Origin of the sequence: Arthrobacter bambusae (assembly GCF_022606295.1) — a bacterium.
In the GTDB taxonomy this organism is placed as follows: domain Bacteria; phylum Actinomycetota; class Actinomycetes; order Actinomycetales; family Micrococcaceae; genus Arthrobacter; species Arthrobacter bambusae_A.
Genome location: NZ_JAHHZS010000003.1, coordinates 211304 through 235798 on the forward strand (window position 1 = coordinate 211304; position 24495 = coordinate 235798).

The 24495-nt window shown below is 61.0% G+C and carries 17 protein-coding genes and 1 pseudogene; 16 read left to right on the top strand and 2 right to left on the bottom strand.

Features of this window, described 5'->3' with window-relative positions:
* Positions 1–34: 34 nt before the first annotated feature.
* From KNN17_RS03550 to brxL, 15 genes and pseudogenes are all read left to right on the top strand, one after another.
* Positions 35–379 (top strand): DUF2469 domain-containing protein, encoded by a 345-nt coding sequence (locus KNN17_RS03550; protein WP_241707503.1) that lies wholly within the window; start codon positions 35–37, stop codon positions 377–379.
* 128 nt (positions 380–507) lie between these two features.
* Positions 508–864, top strand: a complete 357-nt coding sequence (locus tag KNN17_RS03555; protein WP_241707504.1) for a YraN family protein — start codon at positions 508–510, stop codon at positions 862–864.
* Complete coding sequence (locus tag KNN17_RS03560) at positions 865–2406, top strand: YifB family Mg chelatase-like AAA ATPase (protein ID WP_241707505.1); 1542 nt, start codon at positions 865–867, stop codon at positions 2404–2406.
* Positions 2407–2417: 11 nt separating this feature from the next.
* A pseudogene (locus tag KNN17_RS03565) lies at positions 2418–2978 on the top strand (DNA-processing protein DprA); the annotation flags it as partial.
* A gap of 699 nt (positions 2979–3677) precedes the next feature.
* On the top strand, positions 3678–6095 hold the full coding sequence (locus tag KNN17_RS03570) for a hypothetical protein (protein ID WP_241707506.1): 2418 nt from the start codon (positions 3678–3680) through the stop codon (positions 6093–6095).
* 447 nt (positions 6096–6542) lie between these two features.
* Complete coding sequence (locus KNN17_RS03575; RefSeq protein WP_241707507.1) at positions 6543–6746, top strand: tautomerase family protein; 204 nt, start codon at positions 6543–6545, stop codon at positions 6744–6746.
* Positions 6747–6863: 117 nt separating this feature from the next.
* Positions 6864–7472, top strand: a complete 609-nt coding sequence (locus KNN17_RS03580; protein WP_241707508.1) for a hypothetical protein — start codon at positions 6864–6866, stop codon at positions 7470–7472.
* Between the two features lie 232 nt (positions 7473–7704).
* The gene (locus tag KNN17_RS03585; protein WP_241707509.1) at positions 7705–8664 is read left to right on the top strand and encodes a DUF2971 domain-containing protein; all 960 of its coding nucleotides are present in this window, start codon (positions 7705–7707) and stop codon (positions 8662–8664) included.
* 412 nt (positions 8665–9076) lie between these two features.
* Entirely contained in the window at positions 9077–9271 is a 195-nt protein-coding gene (locus KNN17_RS03590) for a helix-turn-helix domain-containing protein (RefSeq protein ID WP_241707510.1), read from the top strand.
* Positions 9272–9359: 88 nt separating this feature from the next.
* A complete protein-coding gene (locus tag KNN17_RS03595) occupies positions 9360–9983 on the top strand; it encodes a DUF1819 family protein (protein WP_241707511.1) in 624 nt (207 codons plus the stop codon).
* Positions 9980–10588 carry a DUF1788 domain-containing protein gene (locus tag KNN17_RS03600; RefSeq protein WP_241707512.1) on the top strand — a complete coding sequence of 203 codons (609 nt, stop codon included), beginning with the start codon at positions 9980–9982 and terminating at the stop codon, positions 10586–10588. Before KNN17_RS03595 ends, KNN17_RS03600 begins: the two co-directional genes overlap by 4 nt.
* A gap of 2 nt (positions 10589–10590) precedes the next feature.
* A complete protein-coding gene (gene brxC / locus KNN17_RS03605) occupies positions 10591–14106 on the top strand; it encodes a BREX system P-loop protein BrxC (protein ID WP_241707532.1) in 3516 nt (1171 codons plus the stop codon).
* A gap of 12 nt (positions 14107–14118) precedes the next feature.
* On the top strand, positions 14119–17568 hold the full coding sequence (pglX, locus tag KNN17_RS03610; RefSeq protein ID WP_241707513.1) for a BREX-1 system adenine-specific DNA-methyltransferase PglX: 3450 nt from the start codon (positions 14119–14121) through the stop codon (positions 17566–17568).
* Between the two features lie 2 nt (positions 17569–17570).
* Positions 17571–20063, top strand: a complete 2493-nt coding sequence (pglZ, locus tag KNN17_RS03615) for a BREX-1 system phosphatase PglZ type A (RefSeq protein WP_241707514.1) — start codon at positions 17571–17573, stop codon at positions 20061–20063.
* 9 nt (positions 20064–20072) lie between these two features.
* Positions 20073–22223 carry a BREX system Lon protease-like protein BrxL gene (gene brxL, locus KNN17_RS03620; RefSeq protein WP_308196771.1) on the top strand — a complete coding sequence of 717 codons (2151 nt, stop codon included), beginning with the start codon at positions 20073–20075 and terminating at the stop codon, positions 22221–22223.
* 142 nt (positions 22224–22365) lie between these two features.
* On the opposite strand, the gene KNN17_RS22375 is transcribed toward brxL, so the two are convergent.
* Both KNN17_RS22375 and KNN17_RS03625 read right to left on the bottom strand, forming a co-directional pair.
* Complete coding sequence (locus tag KNN17_RS22375; RefSeq protein WP_274619642.1) at positions 22366–22491, bottom strand: hypothetical protein; 126 nt, start codon at positions 22489–22491, stop codon at positions 22366–22368.
* A 126-nt stretch (positions 22492–22617) separates the two neighbouring features.
* Positions 22618–23289 (bottom strand): DUF6308 family protein, encoded by a 672-nt coding sequence (locus KNN17_RS03625; protein ID WP_241707515.1) that lies wholly within the window; start codon positions 23287–23289, stop codon positions 22618–22620.
* A gap of 171 nt (positions 23290–23460) precedes the next feature.
* On the opposite strand from KNN17_RS03625, the gene KNN17_RS03630 reads away from it, so the two are divergent.
* A complete protein-coding gene (locus KNN17_RS03630; protein ID WP_241707516.1) occupies positions 23461–23850 on the top strand; it encodes a trypco2 family protein in 390 nt (129 codons plus the stop codon).
* Positions 23851–24495 lie beyond the last annotated feature (645 nt).

Below are 24495 nucleotides of genomic sequence, written 5' to 3' on the forward strand. Positions count from 1 at the left end.
GGCGTGTGCCCGCTCTATGGTGCAAGATGGATCTATGAGTGCCGAGGATCTTGAGAACTACGAAACCGACATGGAGCTGCAGCTCTACCGCGAATACCGCGACGTCGTTGGTTTGTTCAGCTACGTTGTCGAGACCGAACGCCGGTTCTATCTGGCAAACCACGTTGACCTGCAGGCCCGCAGTGCCGACGGCGAGGTCTATTTCGACTTGACCCTCCAGGATGCCTGGGTGTGGGACGTCTACCGTTCGGCCCGATTCGTGAAGAATGTCCGGGTCATTACGTTCAAGGACGTCAACGTCGAGGAACTGCCGCGCAACGAGGAACTTTCCTTGCCGAAGGACGGCGACCTGGGGGATCTCGGCAACCTGGGCCACTAGCCCCTGGGCAACCAGGAAGGCCCGCCCACTCTTCCTCCACACCGTCTGGCTGACGGAGTTTCCCACATAGCCGAACTGCCCCCTGTCTTTGGATTCTCCGCGCCTCCACGCTGGAAGCGGAGGTGGTCATGAAAGCCAAAGACTTGTTGGGCCGGCACGGTGAAGCGCTGGCCGTAGCTTTCCTTGAAACCCAGGGAATGCGAATCGTGGACCGCAATTGGAGGTGCTCCGAGGGCGAGATCGACATCGTGGCGCTCGACGGCGACACCCTGGTGATCGCCGAGGTCAAGACCCGGAAGAACCTGGCTTATGGGCATCCTCTCGAAGCGGTTGACGCAGCCAAACTCGCCCGGCTCCATCGCCTGGGCCTTTCCTGGTGCCGTGATCACGAACTGCGTGCCCCGCGCCGCCGGGTGGATGTCGTGGGAATCATCGACGACGGCGTGGGCGAGCCAAAGCTCGAACACCTCAGGGGCGTGGGCTAGATGGGCGTGGGTCGAAGCTATTCCGTGGCGCTGCTGGGCCTGAACGGATACATCGTGGAGGTCGAAGCAGATATCGGCCAGACCCTCCCCAATTTCGTGATCCTGGGACTGCCGGACGCTTCCCTGAACGAGGCCAAGGAGCGCATTCGTTCCGCGGCGCAGAATTCCGGCATCCCCCTGAGTCGCCGAAAGATCACCGCAAACCTGATTCCGGCTTCGCTGCCGAAGCGTGGCTCGGGGTTCGACCTCGCGATCACCATGGCAGTGTTGCGCGCTGCTGGTGATATCCGTTCTACCGAAGACACGGTCTTCATCTCGGAGTTGGGACTGGACGGCAGGTTGAGGCCGGTTCGCGGCATCCTGCCGGCAGTCATGGCGGCTGTTCAGGCAGGCCACCCCGAGATCGTGGTGGCGCACGCCAACGTCGCCGAGGCGGAGTTGGTTCCGGGCGCGGTGGTCCGCGGCTACAAGACCTTGGCGCGCCTTGCCTTTGATTTCGGTGCCGAACCGCAGGACCTGGCCTTGGATTATGACCCGGCCGACGTTGACGTTGCAGGAGATGCGGATGCCGGTGCCGGGGTTGTTCCGGACCTTTGTGATGTCTCCGGGCAGGGCGATGCCCGCCGTGCTTTGGAGGTTGCCGCAGCCGGGGCACATCATGTGCTGCTTTGCGGTCCGCCGGGCGCGGGCAAGACGATGCTTGCCGAGCGGCTCCCGGGGCTCTTGCCGGATTTAGGGGACCGGGAAGCCATGGAGGTCACGGCGATCCATTCGCTTTCGGCTGTGCATGTCGATTCGGTACAGCTGTTACGGCGGCCGCCCTTTGAGAATCCCCATCACAGCGCCACCGCGGCAGCAATCATCGGCGGTGGTTCCGGCCTGCCGCGGCCCGGGGCGGCATCACGGGCGCACCGCGGTGTGTTGTTCCTTGACGAGGCTCCGGAGTATGAACGCCGGGTCCTGGACGCCCTGCGGCAGCCCCTGGAAAGCGGAGAGCTGGTCATCCATCGTTCCGCCGGTACCGCCGCGTATCCGGCCCGTTTCCAGCTTGTCCTGGCTGCGAATCCTTGCCCTTGCGGGAAGGCCACCGGCAAGGGAGTCGATTGCACCTGTACCCCGGTGATGCGGCGCCGCTACTTCGGGCGCATGTCCGGGCCGTTGCTGGACAGAGTGGACATCCAGCTCCAGGTGGAACGGGTGTCCCTCGCGGACTTTGGGCAGTCCGGCGCGGAGGAGGACACGGCTACTGTCGCCGGGAGGGTCCATGCCGCCCGGTCGCGGCAACGGGAACGGCTAGAGAGTTTCGGGATGGAAACCAATTCGCAGGTTCCCGGGCGGGTACTGCGCGGCGAACTGCGCCTGCCTTCCGCGACCACGAAGATTCTGGACACTTCCCTGGAGCGTGGAATTCTCACCGCGAGAGGCTACGACCGCGTCCTGCGTCTCGCGTGGACCCTGGCGGATCTAGGCCACAGAGCCCAACCCCACAGCGACGACATCGGGCAGGCCCTCGGCTTGCGGCAGGCGGTTGCGGCCGCATGAAAGGACACACCATGAATGCACACGGCCAGCAGCTAACCGCTGACGCTCCGGACCGAAGCCGGGAGCGACTTGCCCGGGCAGCCCTTTCGCGGCTGATGGAACCGCAAGATGCGGCAGGGCTCGCGCTGGTGCAGGCGGCGGGGGCCGTCGACGGTCTCAAGATAGCGAGCGGCGAGCTCAAGCCCGGGCCCGCGCTTGAGCAGGAAGTGGCTTCCTTGTTGGGTGAGAGCGGGGTTTCTTCTGCCGCGGCCGGCTTGGCCGCTGCCCTGCGACGATGGGCGCCACGGATCCCGGACCTTGCTCCGGAACGCGACCTTGCCACCATGCAACGCATGGGTGGTCGCATGATCATCCCCGGCGACCCGATGTGGCCCGCGCAGTTGGCAGACCTGGGCCTTCATGAGCCGTTGTGCTTGTGGTGGCGGGGACACGAATTGGAGTTCCCACCCGTTCGTCGGGTCGTGGCCCTTGTCGGCTCACGTGACAGCACAAGCTACGGGGCCTCCGTAACGGGTGATTTCGCTTATGGGCTCGGCCAGCGCGGCTGCACGGTTGTTTCCGGAGGGGGGTACGTTCAGTTCCCTAAAAAGTGTTGTTGCACCAAGGGTCTGTCAGGGTAACTGTCAATTTCAGAAGTCGTCTGGACTTGATCCCCGTGGAAATATGCATCTTGTGCAGACGACGCCTGACGCGGAAGTGCTCGCATTCGGCGGTCAGGTCTTGTGTGTTGGTTGAGACGCGGACTTTCGCTTTGCGGTTTACGCGCGTCACGCGCACTCCAATATATGGAGTCTTGGACGGCGTGAAATTGAGGTCCTAAGGCCGTGCTGAATCGTGGGCACGGTGTGCCGACGCGTCATCAGCGGAGAGCTACGCCGTCACGGCACGCAGCAAGGGACTTACCCAGCCCAGGGCGGAATCACGCGGATCTGAACGGGGGTCAAGGCTGTCGGGGAGGCGTCCGGTCGAAGACCGGCTAACGGGCTTCCGCTACCGCACGAATAGGCGCCCAGCATCCCTCGACCACTCAATTGGCACAGAAGAACCGCAAGGTTCCCTGCCGCCGAGATCGCAGCGGTCGGCGGCAGCACCGTCCGTGGGACTCGCAGGAGGAGGGTGACGAGCGACATTGATCTCCTTCTCAGAGTCGTTCCCTCGAATTGCACGATGTGCTTGAGATTGTGTGATGAAGTTGGGACGTGACCTCTCGACCGAAGCGCCGCAGGGCGCGAAAGAAGCGCTCGCGCCCCAATGCCCCTGCATCTCCAGTCTTGGACCGGCACGCCCAGATCATTGTCGATTCCTTAGCCGCATTTGAGAAGCTCACCGCCTCACTCGCTGCCGCCGACGATCCAGGGAGCGCAATAGACTCGGCCTTTCACGATGCCCTGTCTGGGATCGTTTCTCGGCTGCAGAGGTTTGACCCTATTCGGCTCATAGAGGTTACTCGCCTTGCATTCCTCCCGATGGCGCCTGAAGGCGAAATGCCGGCTCCCGCGGACGAGGCCGGCGCTGCCTTGACCGAACTGATGGCCCTCATCGCCCTTACAGCTCGGCGAGACACCCCACCCGCGCATTCAACTGACCCGGTGGAGGACCAAGAGATTAGCCGCTTCATCGCTGAAGCAAAAGAGAAGATTGAGGAGCTTCTCCATCTCGCACAGCTGAGATCCTTCATCACTGTCGACCCAGCCAACAAGCTCGCAATGATCTCACTCCTGATTCAGGATTCTGAGGTCCTGATGCGCAATTCGTCCTACCCGGAGATGGTCGAAGTGACAATTCGTGAGCTTCTCGACGGCAATGAGGCCGTCCGTGCTGCCCTGCATGCCGGCCTCGGCTTCAACGCACCGGACGCCATCGCCGTCCTAAAAGCCTGCCACCAAATCCAGATGGCCGCGTTCAACGCCCGAATGCTCACATTCGGAGCGGCGATGTCGACGGCAGCGGAGTCCAGCGGGGACATGGACGTCGACCGCGGTCCGAATCTGGAAGTCGCCTTCGCATTCACCTCGTTGTTTGAGCCCGAGGCGGATGAAGCCACCGTTTCTATCGAAGACCTCGCGGCCCACAGTGGAGTCGGCGCGGATCGGGTCAAGGCAGTGACGGAACGCTTCCGTCTCGACCTAGGCTCAGCCACACCTGAAGAGATCGTCCTCGCGTTCACCACCGGGAAGAACCCCTTTCGGCTCCGGCCGCTCATCGTCACCGAATCCGGCCGGCTTATGCTCCCTCACCCAGGACTCGGCGTGCCGGCCGTTCGCGAGAACCTCGAGGCGCATCTCAAGACGTCCCCCGTTTGGAACGTGTACTCGAAGCACCGAGGCGACCTTCTCGAAGGCCGAACGCGAGCTGCGCTCGAACGGATGCTTCCTCGTGCCGACTACAGAGACTCGTACGAGTACTACATCCCGGCGAACGATGCGGAAAGCACCGCAGCCGACCCGGCGAAATACACAAAGCGTGTCGAGGGCGACCACCTCGTCTTAGCCGATGACGTGGCGATCGTCGTAGAAGACAAGGCCGTCGCCTTGAGCGCGCACTCACGAGGCGGAAAGACGACGCGGATCCGTACCGACCTTACCGGGATCATCAAAGAGGCCTCCGACCAGGCAGGTCGAGTCCGAGACCGGATCGAAATCGACGGCGGCCTGCGCGTCGAAGGAGAAGGATGGCTGGACCTGAGGCACATCCGCGAAATCCACACGATCGCGGTCAGTCTGGATGACATGTCCACCGTCCTGACCGCAACGGCCGAGCTGGTGAGGGCTGGCCTGCTCGAGCTCGGCAACATTCCTTGGACCGTCTCGCTGCACGACCTCGAACTCATCAGCGAGCTCGTCGCTCGTCCAGCCGAATTCCTCCTCTACCTCCGGCGGAGACGCAACCCGGCAGCCACCGTCATGTTCCGGGCAGCCGACGAGCTCGACTTGTTCCTGTACTTCTATGAGGCCGGGCTATGGACCGAGCCGGATCCTGTGAAGGTTCGGGCCGCCTTCCCTTTCAGGCCTGTTCTGACCGCCAATGACATTCGTCGTCACGCTTCGCAGGAGCCCGTACTCGTGACCAGCCGCACCGAAGCGCTGGACAGGTGGTTCCACTCGAAGGAGCCCAACGCCGTAGGCATTCCTACCGCACCGAAGCCGACCATGGCACCCTCACCTCTCGAACCCCTCATCGACGAACTCCAGACCCGCGCGGTCATGGGCTGGCTAAGCATCGGTGCAACCCTGTTATCGGGGTCAGACGACACTCAAGAATGCTTCGCCCGTATCGCTGACGAGCTCCTAGACAACCCGTCCCCGGCCGGAACGGGACGACAAGCGGCGGTGCCGATAGCCGCTAGCGTCGACCCCGCCGAAGGTTGGCTATTCATCTGGGCTACTCGCCCCAAGGTCGCGAACCGCACTTCTTTTGAAGTACACATGAGAGGCTACCTGCGGGCCAAGAAATACCAGCTCGGGCTCCCCCGAGGTGTCCTCTTTCTGTACGACGAGGGGACCCGGGAATTCATACATGCCTACTACGACGGCCATATCGGCCCTCTTGACGCCGCCATTTCCTCCACTCTCAGCTACCTGCGGCCTGCGTCCGACCTGAAACTCTGGCGTATTGGGGATGGATCGCAACCTGTTCGGCAGGAGCTTCGTCCTCCTCAGAAAAGAGGCAAGGAGAGGCGAAAGCGGTAGAGATCGCCCATGCTTTCCCCTGTCGCATCCGGGTCGGTCAGCGCGTCTGCCCATATTAGACGGACAACCGACAGATCGCACAGAGGGCAGCCGACGACGCCCAACGAGGGCGGTCCCGACGGCGAGGCTCAGGGTTGCGCGTATGCTCGGCCTATTAATTCTTCCTCCGGCCGAAACCCCATCCGGGCGCCAATGGCCCTCCGTCGGCAAATAAGTCTCTCAGCGCCCGCAGGACTCGTCGCCACAAACCGCCTTCTGAGGTCACCTTGCTCATAGCGATAGCGTACACAGCGGGTCCAGCTCGGCTGCGGGCTTTCGGAGTGTCCCGTTAGGGATCCCTCGGCGTGCGCTTGCGGACGCTAGCGCGATTCGCTCACCTCGAGACGCATCAGGCCGGTGAGGAGGGGAGTCCACTCGTTCCTCCGCGGAGGATGCCACAATCTGTGGATGCCCCTCATTCAGGTTCTCAATGCATCCCCCTCCTCCACTGAAAAGTGGCGTCAGCTGCTGGCTGCGCTCACGGCCACTTGCGCTGAGGCTATGGAAATCCGTCCCGACACGATCCGGGTGATCTTGCAAGAGCTCCCGCGCGAGAGCTGGTCTGTTGCCGGCATCACGCTGGCGGATTCAGGACAGAACGAATCCGTCTGAACCGGGACGGCGCGATACCAGCTGGAAATCCGTCGCCCCGATCACCGGAGTGGCCCCTTCGAGGATCCCTTGGGGGCAGGCTCGACATGTCCATGGGCTGGTGGGAGAGTGAGGGCCATGTCATTCTTTCCAGAGGTTGAAAGGCCGGCAGAACCGCGTCCCCTGCGGGTTGAGGCGCCGATCTGGGTAAGCCCGCCGTCGAGCGAGTTGCCTGTTCCGGTCCCGGTGACGACAGTTCTTGTCCGCCGGCCGGGCGCCGCCCTGTGCCTGCGTCGGATCGACGTCTACCGTGCAGGCTGGGTGTTCGCTTTCTCCGTACGCGCCAGCCGTCTCGCCGGTATGACAGATGAGCAGTGGATTGAGCTGATGGATAATCTCCAGCCGCACCGTCCGTTCCGCAGAGGAACTGCCGAAGGATCACTCCGGGTGGGAGTGGAACTGCCTGACGGATCAAAGGCCATCGGGGGCGTCGTGGGGCACCGCTATCCGTTCGACGGAGCGGAACCACAGGGTCCGCAGCTGACCATGAGTGGAGGCGGGGGCGGAGGCTCGGGCGAGAACTACGATTTTCGCATGAACGCCTGGTTGTGGCCGGCGCCGCAGGCCGGTTCGCTGCGTCTGGTTTATGACTGGGCCGCCCTGGGGTTCAATGAAGGGTCGATCACCATCGAAACGCCACCGCTCATGACCGCGCAAGAAAACGTTCGGAGCATCTGGGCCCAATAACCCAAGCCCGCGACCCGTACACAGGGCATGCTATTGGTGCGACCACTACATCGACGAGCCTGCACGCCGAGTGGTATCGATAGAGTCCCTAGAGGGATCGCCCATTGGGCAGTCCCGATTAGCTTCCGCTGACCGTACGCGAGACGCTCCCTTTACCGATGTTGTACTGGCAGGCCCGGAGTACATGCGTGTTCGATCAAGAGGCTGTTCAGAACGACTACTCTTACAATTCGTGAGTGAAAATGCGCAAGCCGAAGTCTGCGAACGGGTCTGGCACTATACAACTCGGGAAGGTTTGGCGGGAATTCTGGAGAGTAATGTCCTCTGGGCACGTGCTGCAAACCAAACCAACGACCCCGAGGAACTACTTGTCGGCCCGGAGACCCTCCGCGAGCTCCTCGATGAGACATCGGAAGACATCGACCCGCAGGATGTTAACGACGTGCTCGCTATGGTCGGAGGAATCACGGTCAACACCCGGTACGGGGCCCATCTCTTATCGGGCTGCAGACAACCCGACAGCCTTGCGATGTGGCGGCTATATGCAGGCAACACAACCGGCTACGCCATCGTGCTGGATGCCAAGCAGCCACTCTTCATCCGTCGCCAGAGGCCATTGACTCCCGAGATGGTCCAAGCGTGGAGCCCTGTTGATTCATTTGGACAAGAGCGGATCAAGGATTGGGCTGCGAGTACATCTCAGACACCGTGGTCGTGGGAAGACGTGGTTTATGAGCCTTCGGATCTTGAGACCAAACTCCGTGAAGGTCTGCTCGCACTGGAAGAGACTGCACGTTTGCGACGTCTGAAGAAACCATTGGTCCGCGATGAGCTGGAGATCATGGCTGACCTGGGTTCCCTTTTTCGTCACGTCAAACACAACCACTTTGAGTACGAAAAAGAGAAACGGGTTGTGTGCATGACGATGCCCGGAGCCGAAGGGCCGTTCGTGCCGGTTTCGTTTGACGGGGGACCAGCCAACTACGTCGAACTAGGAATCCCTCTGGATCCGACGGCAGCACTCAAAGACGGGAAGGCTGAGCCGGTGGATCGGCTGCCGATCGTTGAAATCTTCGCCGGTCCTAACGGGGACCCGGACTACGCAAAGAGCTTGCTTCAAGCCCACCGGTACCAAGGGATTCAGGTGTCAAGGAGTTCAGTTCAATTTAGAATTGAGCGCGGTGACAGATGAACTAGGGTCGGAGGGAGAGCTTGCGTAGTGGTTGGAAGCTGGGTGATGGTACTGGAGCCGCCGACCGCCGGTTGAGATCCTTTTGACTTCTATGCTTTGTACCGCGGCCCTTGCCCATGGAATCATCGCTGGTCTGAGCGCTTACTTTGATGAAGAGTTGGATCGGCTCGATACCAGAATCAGCGCACGCCTGGCCCGGCAGACCCGGCCAAGCGCTGATCAGGCCCCCGATACTCGTCGTCTGGGACACGGCTCACCCTCTGATCTCATTGCGAAAGAGAGCATCAGGCCCTAGGCCTCCCCAGGATAGGTCTTAGCCGGGCATGCCCGGTCAAACCGGGTCAAAAGGGGACTCTCAGGTAGTATCAGGGGCGCGGGTCCCCGAGGCCGCAAAGTTACTGAGAGGACTGACATGCCCGAGCCTTGGCTCTCTGCTGACGACATCGCTATTCATCTTGGCATCACCAAGGACACTGTCTATTCCTGGATCGCCGACAAAGGCATGCCCGCGCACAAGATCGGGCGCCTTTGGAAATTCCAAGCCAGCGAGATCGACGATTGGGTCCGCGGTGGTGGCGCCGATGGATCGGGACTCGGTCACGACTGATTGGCTGTCCCCTTCGAACTGCCTGGACGTCAATGTCGGTCAGCCGATATATCCTGACCCACTGCCCAATTCCCGAAAGGAGTCCTCGTTGACCACAAGTACGCACTCACACGATCGCTATGCGCTGTCGTTCACCAGCGGGGGGCTCCTGGTGCGCGAGGCAGACGTGATCGTGGCCGAGTATCTACGCTCGCGCGACTGGGTGGCGGTACGTCATGCAGTCACTGAGCAGAACCTGCTGCAGGCGCGTACGACTTCGTCGAGTGTTCGAGTGACGCGTGAGGCGATCCAGCGGCTGGGCGTCTTCGATGATTCGGAACTTGAACTCCTCGCAGAAGCGAGTCTCACCGAGCGCTGTCACTTGATGTGGGCTGCTGCGTGTCGTCGTTACGAGCTGATTGGTGACTTCGCGGAAGAGGTGGTTCGCGAACGGTTCCTTCTGATGACCCCGACGCTCGGCGCCGAGGACTTTGAACGGTTCATGACGGGCAAGAGTTTGTGGCACCCCGAGCTTGACGAGTTGAAACCCTCAACGCGGGCCAAGCTCCGGCAGTGCGTCTTCCGCATGCTGCATGATGTGGGCCTCCGGAGCGAAGAAGGCGCCATCGTTCCGGCGGTGCTTTCAGAGCGAGTCCACGAAGCCCTTGCTGCACGCGGCCCGAGCGACATCCGATTCTTCCCGACTACTCTGCCCATGGAGCCGACGCGATGAGCACGACCAAGCGAAGCCTCACGAGCGATGAGAAGCACGTCTACGAAGTGCTGCGCAGTACCCGGTTCTTGAAAATGGACGGCCTCTCCAAGGAGGTGCCGTTCTTCATCTATCACTACCCGCCGACGTGGGCGGGTGACGTCGCGGGCCTCCGCGACCGCGTCATCACGAAACTCCGTAGCGACGACGGATTGAACATAGTTGAGATCAACCTCTACGACCTTGCCGTGCAGCTCCTCAGGGAACGTGGCGTGTGGGATCGCGTCTTGGCACTGGAACCGGAAATGGACAAGGCGGAGTTCCGCGAGACGCTGCAAGGCATGCTTGACCCGCACGATCACCTCGCACCCGCGATCCGCACCCGAATCGATGCAGAGCCGAGCGACATGGTCTTCCTCACAGGCATCGGGGAGGTGTTCCCCTTCATCCGCACCCACACGGTATTGGAGAACCTGCAGAGTGTCGTGACAGGTCGTCCGATGCTGGCGTGGTTCCCGGGGACATACGAGTTCACTCAGGCCAGTGGTCATCAGCTGCGCGCGCTGAACCTCAGCGCCAGTGATAGCTACTACCGGGCCAAGGACATTCTGGAACAGGAAGCATGAGCATGACCACGATCAACGAAATTTTCGCCAAGCCGATTGGCCGGGCCATCGAGGGAGTCATCAAGGCCGATGACACCTCACACCTCGCCACCGAGGTCGAGGAGTACGTCCTCACGAACGAGGCAGCCAGGGGCCTCGAACACGTGCTGGAGGCCTACACGAACTACACGAACGCCAATGGAGTCTGGATCTCGGGCTTCTTCGGCTCCGGCAAGTCCCACCTGCTGAAGATGCTCGCTCACCTGCTCGGCGACATCGACGGCCACGAGTACCCGCGTGCCAAGGTCTCTCAGCACTTCCGTGACAAGGCCGACGACGCCTTCCTGCCTGCGCTGATCGAAAAGGCTGACCGCATCGCCGCGAAGAGCCTGCTGTTCAACATCGACCAGAAGGCGACGCTGATCTCGAAGGATCAGAACGACGCCCTCCTTAAGGTGTTCGTGAAGATCTTCGACGAGTCCCGCGGGTACTACGGCAACCAGGGGCACATTGCCCGTTTCGAACGCGACCTCGACGCTCGCGGGCAGTACAACGATTTCAGGGCCGCGTTCGAACGGATCGCCGGAATCCCGTGGACCCAGGGGCGAGAGCAAGCTGCGCTCGAAGCCGGGCACATCGACCGGGCCTTCACCGAGGTCAACGGCACCGAGAGTCCCGGCATCATCCGCGAATATAGCACGAACTATCGGGTCTCGATCGAGGACTTCGCCGACGAGGTCGCGGCTTGGCTGGGCCAGCAATCCGACGGGTTCCGCCTGAACTTTTTCGTCGATGAGGCCGGCCAGTTCATCGGCACGAACACCCAGCTGATGCTGAACCTCCAGACGATCGCCGAATCCCTGGCCACCAAATGTAAGGGGAGGGCTTGGATCTTCGTCACCTCACAGGAAGACATGGAGAAGGTCGGCGGTGACCGCACGAAGTCCCAGGCCAACGACTTTTCCAAGATCCAGGCACGTTTCACGAACCGTCTCAAGCTCACCAGCCAAGACGTTGAAGAGGTCATCCGTAAACGTCTGCTCGACAAGATGGATGCTTCGAAAACCGATGTAGCGGCGATTTACGCGACTCAGCATGCGAACTTCAAGACTCTCTTCGACTTCGTCGAGGGCCGCCACTACCCGAACTACCGTGACGAGACACATTTCGTCGGCACCTATCCGTTCGTGAGCTATCAGTTCCCGCTGTTCCAGTCCGCGATCGAGGGCATCAGCGACCACAACCTCTTCGAGGGGCGCAACAGCTCGGTCGGTGAGCGTTCCATGCTCGGTGTCGTCCAGGAAGTCGCCCGCACGTTGGCCGACAAACCTCTCGGTCAGCTCGCCTCGTTCGACCAGATGTTTGAAGGCATTCGTGCTTCGCTCTTGTCCGCCAACCAGCGCGCGATCAACGACGCAGAACGCAGCCCGTCGCTGCCGCCGCTCGCGATTCGCCTCCTCAAAGCCCTCTTCCTCGTCAAATATGTGGATACGTTTAAGGCCACGCCGCGCAACCTCACCGTGCTGGTCTACGACCTTTTCGGCACCGACCTCGCGCAGCTCGGCAAGGACGTCAACGAGGCCCTGGCCGCGCTGGAAGCGCAGACCTACATCCAGCGCAACGGCGACATCTACGACTACCTCACCAACGAAGAGCAAAAGATAGAACAGGAGATCAAGAACGTTGACATCGACAATTCCGAGGTCTCCAAGAAGCTCTCCGACCTGCTCACAGGATCGGTAATAAAGACGACCAAGGTCGTCTACGCCAAGAACGGCCAGAATTTCCCGGTCGGATTCAAGCTCGACGGGCAGGCGATGAGCAAGCAGCACGAGCTCGCCCTGCACTTCACCAGCCCCGAGACCGAGTTCAGCCTGGAGCAGATCAAAGCCCACAGTGCCGGTCTCGATGAACTCCGCGTTGTGCTCCCGTCCGAGACTGACCGGATCCTCGCCGACCTGCGGCTCCTACTGAAAACCGAGAAGTACGTTAAGCGCGCCCAAGGAGCCAGCCGTACCCCGATCGAGCAGACGATCCTGCAGACCAAGGGCACCCAGAACGCCGAGCGGGAAAAGGAGATCGTCGAACGCCTCCGCACCGCGGTCGGCCGCTCGACCCTAATTCACAACGCGGGCATCCTTGATCTCACCTCTGCCGACGCGGTGACTCGGATCAATGATGGTTTCCAGAAGGTCATCGCGGCGACCTACGCGAATCTCACCCTGTTGGGAAGCAAGAGCTTCACCGAGCAGCAGCTGCCAACGTTCGTGAACCAGACTGAGGGTGGCCTGTTCGAGGAGACCGCCAGCATCCTGGCAGTGCCCGGAGATGATGTCCTCGCTCACCTGGAGATGAGCAGTAAGCGCCACGTGCAGGTGACGATGAGGCACCTCATCGAGAGGTACACGACCAAACCGTATGGCTGGGACCAGTGGTCGATCGCTGCCGTGGTCGGCTACCTCGCGGGTCAGTCGAAGATCGAGATCCAGCTTAACGGCAAGGTGCTCGCGCGCACCGAGATCACCACCGCGCTGCGCAACACGCAGAGCTACCCGAACATGGTCATCGCCCTTCAGCGAGTGTTCGACCCGAAGGTGGTGGGTGCGTTCCGAAAGTTCGTCATCGAGTTCACCGACGATGGCGCGATCCCCAAGGACCCGCTGGAGCTTGCACGCGCCGGCAAGGAGCATCTCGACGCAAAACTCGCCGAACTAAAAGCTCTGCGCACCGGGTCCCGGTACCCGTTCATCGATCAGATCGACGAGCCGATCCGGATACTCGACGAACTGTGCAGCAACAAGGCCGAGTGGTTCGTCACCGACTTTGCCGACGCCGACGACCTGCTCGACGCGAAAGACAGCGTGATTGACCCGATCAAGGCGTTCCTGCACGGTGCCCAGCGCGGCATTTATGACACCGCCGCAGAGTTCATGCAAGCTAATCAGTCCAATGTTGCCTACCTGCCTGCCACCACCGCCGACACGGTTGCGTTCGCTCTCGACGACCCGCAGATCTTCCGGGGGAACAAGACCACCCAGTTGGGCGCGGCGGTCAAGGCCCTGCAGGACCAGCTGGGCGACGTAATCGGGGCGCACCGCGCTGCCGCCACGGCGGACATCAAGGCACGCTGGGATCAGGTGCCCGCCAGCAAGGCCTACGGCGACGCGACGGAGGCCGTGCAACAGGCGGTGACAGGCACGGCCCAGGGCGTGCTCGACAGAATCCAGCACGAAACACAGATCCCCGCGATCAAGAACCTCGCCTCGCAGTTCGCGGACTCGATCTACCCGCAGATTCTCGATGAGCTGGATGCGGCACGAGTTTCCCCGTTGTTGGAGCCGCAGACCCCCGGCGCCGCCTCCAAATCTGAGCCGACACCGGAATCCGCCCCGGTCAAGCAGACCGTCTCGATCAAGAAGCTGGCACTGCCGGGCGCAGGCCAGGTGCTCGAAACCGAAGCCGACATCGACGGCTACCTCGACCAGCTCCGCACGACGCTGCTAGCGACCATTCACGACAACAAGCGCATCACGCTCTAGGACCGCAACGACATGGACACCAAACCTCTGGAGCGCTTTGCCACGCAGGCACGCCGCGACCTTCTCGCCGCCGTCGACGCGCAGGCCACAGCTTCACTTGCAGCCGGATCCGTTGCCCGCAGCGAGCACGGCGAGGTGGTGAAGAAGCTCGAAGTCGAGGTCGCCGCACATGGCCGCGCCCACGTGATCGACAGGGTCGCTTACACCTGGTTCAACCGCATCATCGCGCTGCGCTTCATGGACGCCCGCGGCTACACCGATGCCGGTGTCGTCTCGCCCGCGCAGGGCCAGGCGTATGGCCAGCCGGAAATCCTCGCCGACGCGAAGCGCGGCAACCTCAACACCGACGTCGTGATCAACAAGAACACGGCAGAGGCGATCATCGGACTGCTTGACGGCACACGCCGCAGCACCGATGCCGAAGGCGAAGCCTACGCGCTCCTGTTGACCGAATACTGTCGCTACTGGCACAAGTCGATGCCGTTCATGTTCGAACGGGAGGGGGACTACACCGAGCTGCTCGTACCCACCGGGCTACTCGCGGACGGTGCGATCCTGTCCCGGGCACGCGAGGTGCTCACAGATGAGGTCTGCGAAGACGTCGAAGTGATCGGCTGGCTCTACCAGTTCTACATCTCCGAGAGAAAGCAAGAAATTTTCGATAGCAAGGCCAAACGGGGGGCCGCTGAGATCCCTGCCGCAACTCAGCTTTTTACCCCGCATTGGATCGTCCGCTATCTCGTCGAGAACTCCCTCGGGCGACTCTGGCTTCTCAACCGGCCCAGCTCGCGCCTGACCGATCAGATGGACTATTACATCCCGCCGGTTGACGAGGAAACGGACCATTTAGAGGTCTCTAGCCCGGAAGAGCTAAAGGTCATCGACCCGGCTTGCGGTTCGGGACACATGCTGACATACGCGTTTGACCTGCTCTACGCGATCTACGAGGAGGAGGGCTACGCTCCATCCGACATCCCCGGCCTAATCCTCTCCAACAACCTCTATGGGACTGAGATCGATGCCCGGGCCGGAGCGTTGGCCGCATTCGCCATTACGATGAAGGCCCGTGCTCGGCAGCGCACATTCTTCAATAACCAGGTCCAACCGAATATTTGCGTGCTCGACCCCATCTCTTTCGGGCCCAGCGAACTCGACTTCTTGCTCATCCCCGGTGGAGATCGCCCCGAGGAGATTGCTTTCTGGAACCAATTCGCCGAGGCAGATACGCTCGGTGCGCTCATACGGTCCGACGCCTATGAGACCGCTCGATTTGCGCGTCACTTGGAGACACTGGACGACGGAGGAGATCTGATTCGGGCAGACGTACTCGAACGGGCACGACGTGTTGTCGCTCAAGCCCAGTACCTGACGCCCCGCTACTCTGTCTTGGTTGCGAATCCTCCATACATGGGCAGCGGCAACATGGGCGATCAGCTGGCGCAATTCGCTGGACGGCACTTCAAAACGAGTAAGTATGACTTGTTTGCCATGTTCATTGAGCGCAGTTTCGGCCTTTTGACTTCCCTTGGCTACTCCGCGCTGGTCACGATGGAGGCGTGGATGACTGGTGCTGCCTATGCCAGATTCCGCCAAGACGTCATCTTCCAGCAGGACCTTCGTTCTCTTGTACATATGCCCTACCTCGGTAAGGGGCGTACGGCGATGGGAATCAACTTCGGCATTTCGGCGACGGTTTTGCGGAGGGCTGTTGGAGGTGCCGATCGCGCGGCCTTTCAGTGCATTCGTCACTTCGAACTCGATGAACTTGGCGTGCCCTTTGAATTCCCTGTCCGTAATGGGCGGGCTTCACTTCTGCGAATGCGCGAGCTTGCCAACATTCCAGGCAGGCCGGTTATCTACGCCGCCTCACACGAGGATCTGGCGGCTCTCGCGTCACGTTCCAAGGTCGCTGATTTGGTGACGACCCGGGAGGGATTGACCACCGGGGACAATGATCGATTCTTGCGCCGATGGTTCGAGGTATCGAACGGCAGTATTGCCCCTCCGGACCAGGCAGATGAGGATCGTGATCGTTTCGAGTCGCACCGCTGGTTCATGCATGTGAAGGGCGGGGAGTTCCGCCGTTGGTATGGAAACCTCGAATTCGTTGTCGATTGGGAGTCCGACGGTGCGAGGGTGAAGGCGAACATTGACTCCAAAACCGGCCGAGTCCGTTCCCACAACTACAACGGCGAGTATGGTTTCCTGGAGGGTCTGACTTGGTCCGGAATATCCAGCAGCAGGTTCTCAGCTAGATATGTCCCCGCGGGACACATGTTCGATACCAAGGGTCCAATGGGGTTCGGGCGAGACAGGAACGATCTTCTAGCGACACTGGCAGTCCTCAACAGCGGCGCGGCTGACCGTTTTCTAAGCATGCTGGCACCCAACCTCGATTTCAAGCTCGGACACGTTCTCAGCCTCCCTGTTCCAGCCGACGCAGGGGTCCGGGTGGAGTTGAGCCAAATCGCAGAGGATGCAATTAAGGCTTCCAAGGCGTTGTGGGATGAGAGTGAGACGTCTGCGGACTTCGACGGATCGCCGCTTCTACGGCGAACCTTAAGAATCGCGGACTGCATCCGCCAGGTTGAGATCGAGCGAGATGCAATCGCGGCATCCTTGACTGACATGCGAAAGCGCGTTGACCTTCTGGTCCTGGCAGGACGAGGCGGACAAGGAGACTCTACGAAGAGCGCGGAAGATGATCCGGAGATCCTTCCGATCTCGTCCGCGGAGCGAATCAAGGACTTCATCTCATACGCCGTCGGCTGCATGCTCGGGCGCTACAGCCTCAACAAGCCCGGGCTGATCCTCGCCGACCAGGACGCGACGCTTCAGGACTACCTCGCGACAGTCTCATCGCCAACTTTCGGTCCGGATGCCGACAACGTGATCCCATTCGTCGACGACGGCTGGTTCGAGGATGACATCGTCGAGCGGTTCCGTCAGTTTCTGCGCGCCGCGTTTGGAGCGGAGCACTTCGAGGAGAACCTGCGCTTCGTTACTGAAGCGCTCGGCGTGAACGATGTACGCGACTACTTCATCACGAAGACGGGCAAGTCGAAGTTTTACGACGACCATGTGCAGCGGTACAAGAAGCGACCGATCTACTGGATGTTCTCTAGCCTGAAGGGCTCATTCAACGCGCTGATCTACATGCACCGTTACAACCCGTCGACGGTCCCGACGGTGCTCAACGAGTACCTGCGCGAGTACCGAGCCAAGTTGGAGGTCGAGCTCAGCAAGGCCGAGCAGGCTGCTGCCGCGGGCTCCACAAATGACCAGAAGGAAGCCGACCGGCTACGCAAGGTGATCGCGGAGATTCGTGACTACGAACGCGACGTGCTCTACCCGTTGGCAACCCAGCAACTCACGATCGATCTCAATGACGGCGTGAAGGCGAATTACCCCAAGTTCTACCCGGCGCTGAAGAAGATTGTCGGGCTTGAGGCGGCGGAGTGAGCATGGCGTCTTCGATCTCAGACCACCTCGCGGCACGATTCGAGCAACACCGCCTGGTGGTGTGGCACGATCCCGACAGCAGTTACGCCCCTGACGTCGACGCTCACGCGCCGAACGGCGTGGCCGTGTTACGTGTCCGGAACGACGAATTCGGGGTCAAACACCGCGTGCTGCGCGACGAGCCCAGCACAAAGTTTCTGATCTATCGCAGCGGTCCTGTTGCCGAGGGAGCGGGCAACTGGCTGCTCGATCTCGAACTCGCCTACGGCGTCTTCACCGCAGATCGAGGCGCGCTCCTGCGGGCAGACCTCGGCCTCAACGCGGCCGGATCCGATGAGCTGATCGCAGGGCATGAGACATTCTTTGGCGACGCGAAGCTGGTTTCGAAGCTTGCAGCGTTGTTGCGCGTCGACGATGATCTCGCCAAGGTCCAGGCGAAGATGTGCGCGGTCGTGCTCGGACAGAAGGAGCACAGCTTCTCTGAGCTGACTCGGACGCTACTGGTGCAGCACGCCGAAGGCGACTGTGCTGGCTACGAGGCTCTCGTCACGCAGAGGCTCGCAGACTTCCATTGGTCCGGCGCTGCGAAGATCTACGGCTATGACTCCCAGACGCCGAGCTTGGCAGGGTTCGTGTTGTGGCTGTTCCAGCAAGCCCGGGGCGGGTTTAGAGCCACGACCTCGAACGCGGCGCGCAATATTGAGATCGATTTCCGTAGCTTCCGCAACGACCGCCAGAGCCTCGCCGCGCTGAAGAAGCTCGCGCGTCAGGCCGAAACTGACTTGGACTACGTCGAGCAGGCTACCGACGCGTCGCTTGCTGAACTCGTGGCCACAGACATCTTCGACGCGGGCGAGAAGGAGATCATCCGGCGTCTGATCGACGGCATTGCCTCCCAGACGATCTCATTGCGCGACATCGCAGACACGATCCGCACCCGTCGCCGCGACAGCGTCTGGTTCGACGACTACGCCACGCTCTACGTGGCGCTTGGGGCGGCGGCCGAGCTGATCGCGGCCATCCGTTCTGCCCGGATCGATGTGTCGAGTTTCGAAGACGGATTTAGCCGTTATCGCGACGATCTCTTCCGCATCGACCAGCTCTACCGGCAATACACGCTTGCGTCGCAGACCGCCGAGTTCACGCAACCGTTGGAAGCGCTGAACGAGCAAGTGGAGAATGCCTACGTCACCGATTTCCTCTCCAAGCTCGGGATCAGCTGGCAACAGCAGGTCGACCAAGTCGAGACGTGGAAGACGCTCGCGATTACCCCGCAGAGTTCTTTCTACGACCACTACATCGCCCCACACGTGCGAGGTGGGCGCAAGAAGGCCGTCGTCGTCATCTCTGACGCGCTGCGCTACGAAGTCGCCGATGAGCTGACTTCCAAGATCCGCAGAGAGAACAAGTACGACGCCAAGATCGAGGCCATTCTCGGCGTATTGCCCAGTTACACCCAGCTAGGGATGGCGTCGCTGCTCCCACACAAGACACTCGCGCACTCCGAGAACGGTGACCCGGTGCTCGTTGACGGCCAGGTTTCGAATGGCACGGCGAACCGCTCGAAGATCCTCGCGTCCGTCGGTGGCACCGCAATCCAGGCGACAGATTTCCTGAAGATGAAGCCTGCGGAGCGGCGTGATCTCTACGCGGCGCATCAGGTGCTGTACGTCTATCACGACACCATCGACGCGACCGGTGACAAGGCGGTGTCGGAACACCGCACGTTCAAGGCTGCGGCTGATGCGATCGATGAACTCGTCGACATCGTGAAGAAGCTGGCAAGTGCAAACGCGACGAATATCTTCGTCACCGCGGACCACGGCTTCCTGTATCAGGAGTCGAAGCTCGCGCCGCAATTCAATCTGACCGTGAAGCCCCAAGGCGACAAGGTCGTGGTCGAGAATCGCCGCTATGTTCTCGGCCGCGGGTTGAAGGAAGACGATGCATTCCGCCGGTTCCTACCCGAGCAGCTCGGGCTATCGGGCGATCTGGAGGTGCAGATCCCAAACTCGATCTGCCGGATCGTCAAGCCGGGTGCCGGGTTCCAGTTCGTCCACGGGGGTGCCTCGCTGCAGGAGATCGTGGTTCCGGTCATCTCGATCAACAAGGGACGTTCCGACACCGTCGAGCCTGTGAATGTCGACATTCACCCGGAGTCCGACAAGATCACCACTGGTCAGATCGTGGTCAAGCTCTATCAGCAGAGCGAAGTCACCGATCAGCGCATCGCGAGGAAGCTGCGTGCGGGTCTATATTTCGGTGATCAGCTAATCTCCAACGAACCTGAGCTGCTATTCGATGCCGAGAGCGCTGAAGGGCGTGATCGGTTCCAGACTGTCCGTCTGCTGCTGAGTAAGGAGGCTGATTTGGCGAACAACCAGAGCGTGGAGTTCCGGCTCTCCGAGCCGATCGGTGAAACCGGCGAGTGGAAGAAGTACAAGAGCGCGCCCTACACGCTCAAGCGCTCCTTCACCACGGACTTCGACTTCTAAGGAGCACTCTTGAGCGAGAATATCGACCTGACCATGGTGGCGCCGATCGAGGACACCTTCGACGCCGAAACCTCCGAGCGTGTCGCGCCGAGCGAGCTGGATCGCAAGATCAACGAACACTTCGCCGGGGCCGTGGTTCGGAAAGACCTCGTCAAGGCGGTCAAGGGCAATGCGATCGTGCCCTCGTACGTGCTGGAGTATCTGCTCGGCCAGTACGCAGCGTCCGACGACGAGGCCACGATCGAGGCCGGCATAGACAAGGTCCGCGACATCCTCGCCCAGCACTACGTGCACCGTAACGAGTCCGAGCTGGTGAAGTCGAAGATCAAAGAGCGCGGGCGTTACCGGATCATCGACAAGGTCAGCGTCACCCTCAACGAGAAGGACGACGTCTACCACGCCTCGTTCGCGAACCTCGGCATCAGCAGCGTGGTCGTGGATTCAGCCACGGTGATCGCCCACCAGAAGATGCTTGTCGGAGGCGTATGGTGCCTGTGCGACGTCGAATATTTCCACGCGGAGGACGCGCGAGTCTCACCATGGATCCTTGGTTCACTGAAGCCGATTCAGATGTCGAACTTCGACTTCGACGAGTATCTCGGCGCACGCACGAAGTTCACGACCGATGAGTGGATTGACCTGCTGATCCAGTCGATCGGCTTCAACCCCGAAATGTTTGGTCGTCGCGGGAAGCTGCTGCAGTTGGTGCGTCTGATCCCGTTCGTGGAGCGCAACTACAACCTCGTTGAGCTGGGCCCCAAGGGCACCGGCAAGTCGCACATCTATTCGGAGTTCTCACCGCACGGCATGCTCATCTCGGGTGGAGAGGTGACCGTGCCGAAGCTGTTCGTGAACAACGCTAACAGCCGCCTCGGCCTCGTCGGATACTGGGACGTCGTGGCCTTCGATGAGTTTGCGGGGAAGAAGAAGCGTACGGATAAGGCGCTGGTCGACATCATGAAGAACTACATGGCGAACAAGTCGTTCTCCCGCGGTGTGGAGACGCTTGGCGCTGAGGCATCAATGGTTTTCGTCGGCAATACTTCCCATACCGTGCCGTACATGCTCAAGCACTCCGACCTGTTTGACGAGTTGCCCGAGAGCTATCACGACCCCGCCTACCTCGACCGGTTGCACTTCTACATCCCCGGGTGGGAAGTCGACACGATCCGGAGCGAGATGTTCTCGACTGGATATGGGTTCGTCGTTGACTACATCGCCGAGGTCCTCAGGTCGATGCGCAATGTCGACTACTCCGACCGCTACCACAAGCACTTCACACTCGGGTCCGACATCTCGACACGTGATCGCGACGGCATACACAAGACATTCTCTGGGTTGATGAAGCTGCTCTACCCGCATGACCAGGCGACCACCGCAGAGGTCGAAGAGGTACTGCGCTTCGCAATCGAAGGGCGCAAGCGCGTCAAGGACCAGATCCTCCGGATCGACGCCACCATGACGGCAGTGAACTTCGGCTACGATTCACTTGGCGGTGGCTGGTCAGCAGTAACGACTCTTGAGGAAGACGAATACCCAACGCACTACCATCGACCCCGTTCGGCGGCATCCACCGGTGAGACATCGGCCGAGACTGAAGTGTCGGTGGCCTCCGTCGCGGCGGCACCCTCGGCCCCCGCAGCCGGTCCCGTTGAGGCGGAACTGTTCCAAGGACAACGGGACTTCGTGGAGAACCAGCGCGGCATCTCCTACGAGACGCTCCTCATGCCGTACCTGCGAAACGCAACAGAGATCGAACTACACGACCCGTACATCCGGATGAATCACCAAGGCCGCAATCTCGTCGAACTGCTCGCACTCATCGCCGCAGCAAAGGACCCGGCAGACGAGATCACCGTCAACCTGTTCACGGTGCTCGACGAAGACCCCGAACACCAGATGAAGCAACTCCGCATGCTCAACGACATCGTTCAGGGAGCCGCTCAGCAAGGCATCAAGGTCAACGTGGCGAAGGATCCCGGCGGCCACGACCGATGGATGCGAACCGACACCGGCTGGCGCATCAACCTCGGCCGCGGCCTCGACATCTTCCAGAAGTCCGACAGCGGCTGGTTCGACTTCGGCACCAGCCGTCAGGAGTTCCGCCAGGTTCGCGCCTTCGGGGTCACTTACCTCCGTAATAGGGTTGGGCAGCCATGACTGACGTGAGTATCACCTGCGTTCATCACAAGGCATTTCCGTCTGACCGAGCAAGCAGACAGGATCAGTCCTGAGCGGCCGTCAGGTCATTGGCCTGAGTCCCTGGGCCGGGCCCCGCCAAGCCGGCCATAGGCGTGATCATTCAGGCGGTGAAGTAGTTGTGCGGGATCTTCATTTCCATCGCGTGCCGGAACAGGGACACCACGGCAGGGTCGAGCTGGACGGCGGGGAGGAACTGGAATCCCGGGCGGCGTGTGCCCTCGGTCACGATCTTCCTCGAGCAGCCTGTCAGCCAGCTTGGAAGGTCCCATCTACAACTCGACCAGAGAGTTTTCAACCTGCTGTGTCTGCATCTCCAATGCGGACATCAGCAGGAGCTAGTGGCGGTGAAGTCTTAGTCAGATTCGACGGGGATGTCACTTTCCCCCAAACCACGCTGGCCGGCTCTCCAAGCAATTATGTCCAAGGCCCGTAGCGGCGAGATCTCCGGTCCGGGGGCAATTGCAGCGAGAGCCCGCCATTGGGGCAGCTGGTTCACTAAGTCTTTCTGAACCGCTTCGAGCCAGATGCGGCTGTACGCCTCCCATGATCGGCCGTTCACTGGAGGTACCGGAGCATTGACGCATCCGGTATAGCAGTGACGCACGAATCGGTCAAAGACCGGGATAAGCCCCGGGCGCTTCCTGGCGATGACCTTGGAAACCTTGGTCATTCGGACCCCGTTGGGTCGGTCCTTGTCCAGAACGCTGAAAAGTCTGGCCACAGCATCCAGTGTCGCCGGGCTAGCGTCCTCCAGGTTTCCCTTGATGTCGGGGATGGCCAACAGGGCGTTGAGCGGCTCGATGAGCGACTCGAGTGCGTAATAGGTCGGGACCGGCTTGTCCGACACGTTCAATAGGACGATGGCGAGCAGATCCTGTCGGCCGATTTCGTCGGTGCAGGATCCTGGGTAGGAGTCATATGCTGGGTAGCCTGACCGCCCGGGATTTTCGACGAGGTATTCCCCAGCCCACCGTTCGGCCAGATCGTAGGAAACGTTGAGACCGCCAAGCGTCAGTGTCGTCATGGAGCCACCATAGCGACGGCGCTCTGAAGAACCCTTGGCGGCGCGCCGCCCACCCTGGGCGTTATGGGCCAATTGACTCCGGTGGGCTTCCACGCCGCTAGAACTTAGGTGGACGCTACCTATGGACTGCTCGATGGGACGCTGCTTTGATGATGTCATCATTGACCATGAATGGATTGGTTTGGAGGCTTTATGTGTGCTGACCGGATCGAGTTGAGCAATATGGTGGCATCATTGCGGTCGGAAATCACGAAAGCTTGGCAAGAGGGCCAGTACGACACGGTGGGGTTCGAAGCCGGCGAAGTGGAGGTAGAGCTGACAACCGAGATTGAAATCGTACAACTCCACGGAAAGGTCTCTGCAAAGTTCTGGGTGCTGAACGCCGAAATGGAGGCAGGTCGGACAAGGACCGACACACAGCGGATCAGGTTTTCCTTTACTCCCCGGGACAGGCGGGATCCCTCCAAACCGTTGATGATCGCCGGCCAAGCGGCGGCGGGAGAACGCCCGCCGGCGATTTCTCCCCCCGAAGACCCACCGGCTCGACAGTCGGCGAGCTGATGCGGCCCGCATTGGCAGGGTAAAGAATGGGCATGGATGTCCGTCGTGTGGTTCAGGTGTGGGTCAAAGATCCAAGCGGTCCGCTCCGGATCGGGTCGGGCTATTTACTCACGGATTCCTTGGTGCTAACTGCAGCGCACGTCCTTGGCCCACTGATTGCAGGTTCTGATGCGGACAGCCTTGCAGGCGACGACGTGCGGGTGCAGTCGCACTGGGCCGCCGATCGAACAGTCCCGGCGGCACGAGTTTTGCGGTTAGGCGGTGACATTGTCGTTCTGACCGTTGACCGACCATTCCGGCACTTGCTTGGACCGGCCCCCGTGTGGGGCACGGTCGGATCGGAGGCCCGCGTGCTACCCGCGGTCGTCCTTGGTTACCCGGAGCTAGAGCTGCAGCGAAGGCCCCAGGAAGGCTGGGCGCCCGAACATGGCGACCTAGGGCCAGCTGTCGAGAAGTACAGGCGGGATAGGCAGTTCGACGGCGAGATCAGCAGCGGGACCGGTTTTGGGGACGGCACACTCACGATGCACCTGGCCCCGCGTCACTTCCCCAAGCCCGGCACAGGCCAGCCTGGCATGTCGGTTTTCATGGGTCTGTCTGGTGCCGCTATTTTTACCGACGGACACTTGATCGGGGTGATTACAC